Origin of the sequence: Streptomyces sp. DvalAA-14 (assembly GCF_900091855.1) — a bacterium.
In the GTDB taxonomy this organism is placed as follows: Bacteria; Actinomycetota; Actinomycetes; order Streptomycetales; family Streptomycetaceae; genus Actinacidiphila.
On sequence record NZ_FMCH01000481.1, the window covers coordinates 1 to 8,292 of the forward strand.

9 protein-coding genes are annotated in these 8,292 nt (G+C 74.6%); 3 read left to right on the forward strand and 6 right to left on the reverse strand.

What is annotated here, in order from left to right; genetic code table 11:
• Positions 1–29: 29 nt before the first annotated feature.
• Positions 30–1,397 carry a sensor histidine kinase gene (locus GA0115240_RS25480; RefSeq protein WP_093740052.1) on the reverse strand — a complete coding sequence of 456 codons (1,368 nt, stop codon included), beginning with the start codon at positions 1,395–1,397 and terminating at the stop codon, positions 30–32.
• Complete coding sequence (locus GA0115240_RS25485) at positions 1,394–2,083, reverse strand: response regulator transcription factor (protein WP_093740054.1); 690 nt, start codon at positions 2,081–2,083, stop codon at positions 1,394–1,396. The genes GA0115240_RS25480 and GA0115240_RS25485 overlap by 4 nt, the downstream gene beginning before the upstream one ends.
• 121 nt (positions 2,084–2,204) lie before the next feature.
• Here GA0115240_RS25485 and GA0115240_RS25490 point away from each other — a divergent pair, with 121 nt between their 5' ends.
• On the forward strand, positions 2,205–2,774 hold the full coding sequence (locus GA0115240_RS25490) for a hypothetical protein (protein ID WP_176725168.1): 570 nt from the start codon (positions 2,205–2,207) through the stop codon (positions 2,772–2,774).
• 86 nt (positions 2,775–2,860) lie between these two features.
• On the opposite strand, the gene GA0115240_RS25495 is transcribed toward GA0115240_RS25490, so the two are convergent.
• The 4 genes from GA0115240_RS25495 to GA0115240_RS25510 form a co-directional block, all read right to left on the reverse strand.
• A complete protein-coding gene (locus tag GA0115240_RS25495) occupies positions 2,861–3,712 on the reverse strand; it encodes a spermidine synthase (RefSeq protein ID WP_093740056.1) in 852 nt (283 codons plus the stop codon).
• Positions 3,713–3,719: 7 nt separating this feature from the next.
• Positions 3,720–4,166, reverse strand: a complete 447-nt coding sequence (locus tag GA0115240_RS25500) for a hypothetical protein (protein ID WP_256069973.1) — start codon at positions 4,164–4,166, stop codon at positions 3,720–3,722.
• A 201-nt stretch (positions 4,167–4,367) separates the two neighbouring features.
• Complete coding sequence (locus GA0115240_RS25505) at positions 4,368–4,961, reverse strand: histidine phosphatase family protein (RefSeq protein WP_093740058.1); 594 nt, start codon at positions 4,959–4,961, stop codon at positions 4,368–4,370.
• A gap of 114 nt (positions 4,962–5,075) precedes the next feature.
• Positions 5,076–5,759: a TetR/AcrR family transcriptional regulator gene (locus tag GA0115240_RS25510; RefSeq protein WP_093740060.1), complete on the reverse strand. Its 684-nt coding sequence runs from the start codon at positions 5,757–5,759 to the stop codon at positions 5,076–5,078.
• Between the two features lie 295 nt (positions 5,760–6,054).
• Between GA0115240_RS25510 and GA0115240_RS25515 the strand changes: the two genes are divergently transcribed.
• Together GA0115240_RS25515 and GA0115240_RS25520 are read left to right on the forward strand one after the other, a co-directional pair.
• Complete coding sequence (locus tag GA0115240_RS25515) at positions 6,055–7,176, forward strand: phosphatase PAP2 family protein (protein ID WP_093740062.1); 1,122 nt, start codon at positions 6,055–6,057, stop codon at positions 7,174–7,176.
• Positions 7,177–7,197: 21 nt separating this feature from the next.
• Positions 7,198–8,292, forward strand: a 1,095-nt coding sequence (locus tag GA0115240_RS25520; RefSeq protein ID WP_256069974.1) for a hypothetical protein, incomplete at its 3' end; no start/stop codon positions are given.

Below are 8,292 nucleotides of genomic sequence, written 5' to 3' on the forward strand. Positions count from 1 at the left end.
CCCGCCAGGCGGGGGCCGCAGGGGAGGGATCAGCGGCGGCGGCGGAGGGTGGCGCGGCGGTGGTGGCCCGGGGCCGGCGGCAGCCCCGTGCGGGGGTCGCGGGCCAGCCAGACCCGGATCTCGGCGCCGCCCAGGACACTGCGGCCAATGGCCACGTCCCCGCCGGTCGACTCCGCCACCCGGCGGACGATGTCCAGGCCGAGCCCGGTGGAACCCTGCCCACCGTCCCCGTGCCCGCGCCGCACCGCCGCGACCGGATCGCTCACCCCGGGCCCCGCGTCGGACACCAGGACGATCACCGCCTCGTCCGAGCTGTGCACGTCCACCGCGAACGCGGTCCCCTCCGGCGTGTGCCGGAACACATTGCCCAGCATCGCGTCCAGCGCCGCGGTGAGTTCGGCGCGGGCCACCGGCACCCGCACCGGCCGGTCCGCGCCGGCCGTCCGGACCTCGCGCGCCTCGTCCTCCGCGAGCGCGGACCAGAACGCCATCCGCTCCCGGATGACTTCGGCGGCGTCGCAGCCGGCCGGCACCGCGCCGGGGGTGCGGTGTTCGCGGGCCGCCCGGATGATCTGGTCGACCTCGCCCTCCAGTTGGGCGACCGCCGCCCGGGTCTGGTCGGCGGCGGCCCCGTCGCCGAGGGACGCGGTGTTCAACCGCAGCACGGTCAGCGGGGTCCGCAGCCGGTGGCTGAGGTCCGCCGCCAACTCGCGCTCAGATGCCAGCAGTTGGACGACCTGGTCGGCCATCGCGTTGAACGCGGCGGCGGCCGCCCGCAGTTCGCCCGGCCCGGCCTCCGGCACCCGTACGCCCAGGTCGCCCTCCCCCAGCCGGTGGGCGGCGCCGGCCAGCCGGACGGCCGGCCCGATCATCCGGCTGCCGAGGCGGTCCGCGATCCCGACCGACGTGATGATCAGGCCGAGTCCGACACCGGACAGCACCAGCCAGGCGGTGGTCACGCCACGGGTGAGATCGCCGTCGGGCACGAACACCTCGACCACCGCGATCGTGCCCGAACTGACCGCGGTGGGCCGCAGCAGCGCCAGCCCGCCGGGGACCCGGACGGTGACCGCCTCGCCGTTCGCGGAAGCGCTGTCCAGGGCGGCGGACGACACCCGGTGGGTGCCGAGGTCCACTGCCGGGGAGGACACCGTGCCCGGGATGCGCAGCGCGATCCGGTCCTGGCCGCCGGCCTGCGTGGTGGCCAGCGCGCGGGCCAACTGCGAGCGGTCGGAGGTGATCGCCAGCGCCGGCGCCACCGCCGCCGCCTGCCGCTCGGCGTTGGTCAGCGCCCGGTCGCGGGCCAACTCCTTGACGACCAGGCCCAGGGGGACCGCGAACGCGATCACCACCATCGCGGTCACCGCCAGGCACACCCGTACCAGCGCCCACCTCATGCCGGCGGCTCCAGCTTCACGCCCACCCCGCGCAGCGTGTGCAGATAGCGGGGCCGGGCCGCCGTCTCGCCCAACTTCCGCCGCAGCCAAGACAGATGCACGTCGATCGTCTGGTCGTCGCCGTAGGACTGCTGCCAGACCTCGGCGAGCAGTTCGCGCCGCGCCACCACCTCGCCGGGCCGGGCGGCCAGGAAGGTCAACAGGTCGAACTCCCGCCGCGTCAGGTCGAGTCCGACCCCGTCGAGCGCCGCCAGCCGCCGCCGTACGTCGATCTCCAGACCGCCGACCCGGATCAGCGCCTCCGCGCCCGCGCTGCCGCCCCGCCCGTTGGCCCGCCGCAGCACCGCGGCCAGCCGCGCCGACAGGTGTTCCACCGAGAAAGGCTTCACCAGGTAGTCGTCCGCGCCGGCGTTGAGCAGCCGGACGACCTCCGTCTCGTCGTCGCGCGCGGTCGCCACGATCACCGGCACATCGCTCAGCCCGCGCAGCATCTTCAGCGCCTCGGACCCGTCCAGATCGGGCAGCCCCAAGTCCAGGATCACCACGTCGAAGCCCACTTGGGCGACTTCCCGCAGCGCCTCCAGCGCGGTCCCCACACTCCGCACGGTGTGCGACGCCTCCGTCAGATGCCGGATCAGCGCCGACCGCACGAACTGGTCGTCCTCCACGACGAGCACACTTGCCATGCGCGGCAACCTAGCGCGTCCGGCGCGCGGCGCCCGCGGCGGTGCGCCCCGCCTGCTCCCGGCGGCTCCGGGCCGCTCCCAGCCGCGCGGTGGCAGCCGGACCCCACCGGGCGGTGGCAAGATGGCGCGCGTGTACAGAGGGCTCCTCCATGCCGCCGCCTGGACGCTGACCACCGCGGTGGCGGTCGCCCTGTCCTGGTTCGGCGTGCACTCCGTCCTGCGCAGCACCGCCTACGACCTGCCCCGGGCCCTGCCGATCAGCACCACGTCGGGGATCCTGGTCCCCGCCACGTCCAAACCCCCCGCGGCCTCCGCCGCGCCGACCCCGCGCCGGTCCGCTCCCCCGCCGCCGCATCCGAGGCCGAGCGCCACGGTGACCCGCACCCTCACCCCCATCCCGGCCGCCCCGCCGAAGACGCCGCCCGGCACCCCCCACCCGGCGCCTTCCGCCACCGCGACCGCCGGTGACGTGCACAGCTACACGCTCCAGGGCGGGCGGGTCGTCCTCACCCTCACCGCAACCGAGGCCTCCCTGGTCACCGCCACCCCGGCCGCCGACTGGAAGATGCAGGTCTGGACCCAGCCGGGCTGGCTCCGGGTGACCTTCACCTCGGCCGACGGCGCCCAGGCGTCCTCGCTGTTCTGCACCTGGAACGGCCACCCGCCGCAGGTCCAGACGTACGACGACTAGGTACGACGACCGGGCGGGCCGACCGGACAGCGGCGACCGGACACCGCCCGCCGGACAGCACCCGCCGACCACCGCCCGCCGGCCGATCAGCCGAAGGCGTGCTCCGGGGGCTCCGGGGAAGCCGTCGCGGTCGCGTCGGTGACCGCGGCCGCCCCGGCGGTGAAGGCGGTCAGGGCCGGCCCGTGCACGGTGCGCGACTGGTGGGGGTCGGTGGCGAGCAGCCGGGTGAAGGCGGGCAGCGGCAGCGGCTGGGCGGCGGCCCAGAGCATGAGGTTGCCGAAGCGCTTGCCGCGCAGGACGGCCGGCTCGGCGGCGAGGACGACCTCCGCGAAGGCCGCGCCGACGGTGGCGCTCTGGCCCCGGGCGAAGCCGAGGGGGCCGCCGTCGGTGAGGTTGACGGCGTAGTGGCCGTCCGGGCGCAGCACCCGCCGGACCTCGTGGAGGAATTCCAGCGTGGTCAGGTGCGCCGGGGTGCGCGCACCGGTGAAGGCGTCGGCGATCACCAGGTGGGCCGAGGCATCCGGCAGCTTCGCCAGCCCGGCCCGCGCGTCACCGCCGCGGACCTTGATCCGCCAGTTGCGGTCCCAGGGCAGCTCGCGGCGGACGAGTTCGGTCAGCGCGGTGTCCAGTTCCACCACGGTCTGGGTGGAGCGCGGCCGGGTGTGGGCGGTGTAGCGGGCCATGGTCAGGGCGCCGCCGCCCAGATGGACGACCTGGACCGGGGCTCCGGCGGGCGCGACCAGATCCACCACGTGTCCGAGCCTGCGCTGGTAGGAGAAGCCGAGGTACGCCGGATCGGCCAGGTCCACGAGTGACTGCGGCGCGCCGTCCACCAGCAGCGTCCACGCCTGGGCGCGGTCCGGGTCGGCCTGCAGTTCGGCCAGGCCGCTGTCCACGGGGGCGGTACGGGTTTCGGGGGCACGACGCGTCCTGGCCATCCTCCGATTATCGGTCCGCCGGACGCACGCCGCCGCACCCGCCTTCGCCGGCTCCCGAGTGACAGCCCTCGGCGGCCGCCGGGTGCCAGCCGTCGGCCAGTCGCAGCATCCGGGCCGCCTCGCCGAGCGCGGCCTCCAGCACCGCCGGATCGGTCACGGCGGTGTCCGTGTGCGGCGGGACGAGCCAGCCCGCGCCCGCCGTCTCACCGTCCTCCGTACGGCCCGCGCAGGAGCTGCCGGGGACGTTCCACGCGTCGGCGGTGCCGGGCGGCACCAGGAAGGAGAGGCTGTCGCCCGTGCGGTCGTGCAGTACAGGTCCCACGCCGCCTGCGCTGAAGCGGAGGATGTCCACGGCCTCCAGCCCCTGGCGGGAGGGCACCCGCACCAGGTCGCAGTGCGGGGAGACCCCGGTATCCGGTTCCGAACTGTGCGGGAGTTTCTGTGTGTCCACCACGCGAACCTTCCTCACCATCGCCTTCGGCGCCCGCCCTGCGGCCGGGCGCCCCCACTCCATACAACGGCTTCGGAGCGTCAACGGCTACGGACCTTTCATGCCTCAAGGGGTGGCGTTTGTTGGCGAATTCCCCCGGCGGGCGGCAGTCGGGCCGTCCGAGGTTGCCGCGGGAGTCACCGGCCGGGCAGGAGGCCGGCCGGCTCAGCCCAGGTGCCCGGTGTCGTTCCACCGCTCCAGCGCGGGTTCGCCGTACGCCCAGCCGAGGATCGACAAGGAGGCGGGGTCCAGCCGGAGGGCCGCCGCGAAGGAGGGTTCGAGGCCGAGCCAGCGGGCGCCGAGCACCCGCAGGAAGTGGCCGTGGGCGAACACCAGGACGTCTTCGGAGCCGCCGCGGGCCCAGGACACCACCTCGTCGGCGCGGGCGGCGACCGCGGCCAGCGGCTCGCCGCCGGCCGCGCCGTCCCGCCAGATGTTGAAGCCGGGGCGCAGGTCCTGGAGTTGGGCGGGGGTGAGGCCCTCGTAGTCGCCGTAGTCCCATTCCAGCAGCGCGTCCCATTCCTTGACGCGGGCGCCGAAGCCGGCCAGCTCGGCGGTCTCGGCGGCCCGCAGCAGCGGGCTGGTGCGGATCTCGACGCCGGGCAGGCCGTTCCAGGGCGCGGACGCGAACCGCTCGCGCAGGACCCGTGCGGTGCGGCGCCCCTCCTCGGTCAGCGGGATGTCGGTGCGACCGGTGTGCCGTCCGGACAGCGACCACTCCGTCTGTCCGTGGCGGACCAGGAGGATGCGCGGAGCCATGCAGAAGGCCCTTCGTACGAGTGGGGGTCAGCGGGAAAGCATCCATCATCACCCACGCCCCACCCGACGCGGCACCGCGCCCGCCGCGCGTCCGTCCCGGGCCCGCGCCGTGCCCTAGCGGCGGGGCGGCAGCAGCCCGCGCAGCATCGCGTCCAGCCCCACCTCGTACAGCGCGGACCCCTCGCCCTGCGCGCACATCAGTTCGGGGGCCAGCGCGGCCAGGCTCGGGTAGCGTTCGGCGGACAGGGAGTCCAGCCGGGCGCGCAGCCGGTCCCGGGCGCCCTCCTCGCACAGCGCCCGCTCGCGGCGGGTGCACCACAGCGCGGAGCCGATGGTGTATTGCATCAGCGCGATGTGGGCGCGCGCCGCCTCGTCCGGCGGCAGTCCGGCCCGGCGCAGCAGTCCCAGCATCCGGTCGATGACGGCGATCGCGTCGTCCCCGCGGACCGCGCGCAACGTCAGCAGCTGAAGCGCGGAAGGGTGCTCGGTGAACAGTCGGTAGACCCCACGGCACACTTCACGCAGTTCGCAGCCGGGATCGGGCGAACCGCCGGGCGGAAGTTCTATCGTGTCGAGCAGACGGCGCGCCACCGCGTCGTTGATCTCGTCCTTCCCCTTGAAGTAGGAGTAGACGGCCATGGTGCCGACGCCGAGCTGCTGGGCGAGCGCGCGCATGGTGAATGCCTCGGGGCCGTCCCGGTCGAGCAGGGAGACGGCGGCGTCGAGGATACGATCCGGGTTGAGCGAGTTACGGGGTGCGCGGCGCCGAAGGGGACGGACCGGCTGACTGACGGACATCGGATTCTCTTGTTTTCTCGTCCTGCGAAGGATCCATCGGAACTCACGGAGTGGAACCAGTGGAACTCATGGGAGTCCCCGAACTCGCGGCAGGCAACCCGGCTCTGGGGCGCGGGCGTCCTCCTGCGTGCATACCCTGCCACGGAAGGTTGAACACCGTACGAACCGCGGATGGCACCGGAATTTCCGGGCCGGTGGCAGTACGGTCTAACGTACGTCGTACGGTAGAGGGTACGCCACACGTCCATGACCGCCGCCTGCGGCCTTCGTTCGGAGAACCTGGAGAGACGTCCGCATGACGATCACCGCCACTGCGCCGCGGGCCGCCGCGTACCGGGGCAAGCTGCGCTGGTGGACCGAGCTGCCGCTGGTTGCCGTGATATACGCCCTCTACTCCGCCGCGCGACTGATGGTCCGGGGCGATGTGGACGACGCGGTCCAGCACGGCGCGGACATCCTGCACTTCGAGCAGTGGACGCACCTCGACCCCGAGCGCTTCTTCAACAGCCTCTTCACCCACCACGCCTTCCTCGGCGTGCCGGCCGACTTCGCCTACGCCTCCCTGCACTACGTGATCACGCCGTCGATCCTCGTCTGGCTGTGGCTGCGCCGCCCCACCCACTACCGGGTCGCCCGCACCTGGCTGCTGACCTCCACGCTGATAGGCCTGGTGGGCTTCACCACGGTGCCCACCGCGCCGCCGCGGCTGCTGCCCGGCGCGCACGGCTTCTTCGACACGATGGCGCAGTACGGCAATTACGGCTGGTGGGGCACCGACGCCAGCGCGCCGCGCGGTCTCGGGCACCTCACCAACCAGTACGCGGCGATGCCGAGCCTGCACGTCGGCTGGTCGCTGTGGTGCGGGATCATCCTGTGGCGCTACGCCCGGCACCGCGTGGTGCGGGTGCTCGGCCTGCTCTACCCGACGGTCACCGCGCTGGTCGTGATGGGCACCGCCAACCACTACCTGATGGACGCGCTGGCCGGCGCGGCCACCATGGGCGTCGGCTTCCTGCTCTCCAAGCCGGCCCTGCGGCTCACCGACCTGGCGGTGGCCCGGGTGCTGCGCGCCTTCGGACGGACCCCGCGGGTGCACGCCGAGAGCCGGATGGTCGCGGCCTCGACGGACGCGGTTCCGCCGGCCGAAGCCGCCGTCGGGGAACCCCTCGGTCCCTCGGCCGGACCGTCGGCCGGACACCCCGTCGGGCAGACGGCCGAGGACGGCAAGCCCGCGGCGGACGCGCCGTCCCCCGCCACCGCACTCCCAACCCCTGCCCCGGCGCCCGCCTCGGCCGCCGCCGCCACCGTGCCGCGCCAGGTCTCCGTCCCCCTGGGGCGGGTCCTGCCGACCGACGACAAGGCCGATCCGACCCGGTTCGCCGGTGGGGAACACGCCGGTCGCACCCGGATGTCGTAGGCGGATGCCACACTTTCGCGGGTGAGTACTACGCACGACCACTCCCTGCGCGAGCGGTTGGCCGCGCTGCGCGGCCCCGGCACCACCGCCCGCCCGCTGGACGCGCGGGCACTGGCCGCGCTCGCCGCCAATCCCGGCTGCCGCCGCCGGGCCCTGCTGGACGCCGCGGGGGTCGACAAGGGCGCCGTCGCCGAGACGCTGGGCGCCCCGGCCCGCTTCGGCCAGTCGCGGTTCGCCTTCTCCCGCGGCCACGCCTTCGAGGCGCGGGTCAAGCGGGACGGCTGCGTCGAGCTGCTCCGCCTGCTCGGCGTGGACGCGGCCGCCGCCGAGGGATCCGAGCCGGGCGCCCCGGCGGTCACCGCCGAGGTGCCGGACCTGTCCGCGCCCGGCCCCGAGGGCCGCGTCGCCCGCACCCGGCTGGCGCTGGCCGAGGCCGCGCCGGGCGTCTGGACACTGCTCGACCACCCGCTGCTCGCACTCGACGTGGCCGGTTCCACGGCCTATCTGGAGCCGGACGCGGTGGCGATAGCGCCCGACGGCCGCTGGACCGTGGTCGAGATCAAGTCCTTCCCGATCCTGGACGGTGGCGCCGACGCGATGAAGGTGGGCGCGGCGGCCCGCCAGTCGGCGGTGTACGTCCTGGCCCTGGACGCGGTGGAGGCCGGCCGCGCCCGGTCCGACGTGCTGCTGGTCTGCCCCAAGGACTTCTCCAATCTGCCCACCGCCGAGTGGGTCGACGTCCGCAAGCAAGTCGCGGTCACGCGTCGGCAGTTGGGTCGGCTGACCCGGATCGAGGAGATCGCCGCGAGCCTCCCGGCGGGCACCACCTTCGACTTGGCGTACAGCGCCGACGGCCGTACCGCGCGCCGCCCGGCCGCCGAGTTGTTCGCGGCGGTGGAGGCGGTGCCGGCCGCCTACGCCCCGGAGTGCCTGTCCACCTGCGAGCTGGCCTTCCACTGCCGGGACCGCTCCCGCGAAGACGGCTGCGTGGACGCGCTGGGCCGCGGACTGCGCGGCGAGCTGGGCGAGTTGACGACCGTGGAGTCCGTGCTGGCCGCGGCCGGCGGGCTGGCCGGGGACCCGGACGACCCGGCGGTCTCCGCCCTGCGGCGGGCG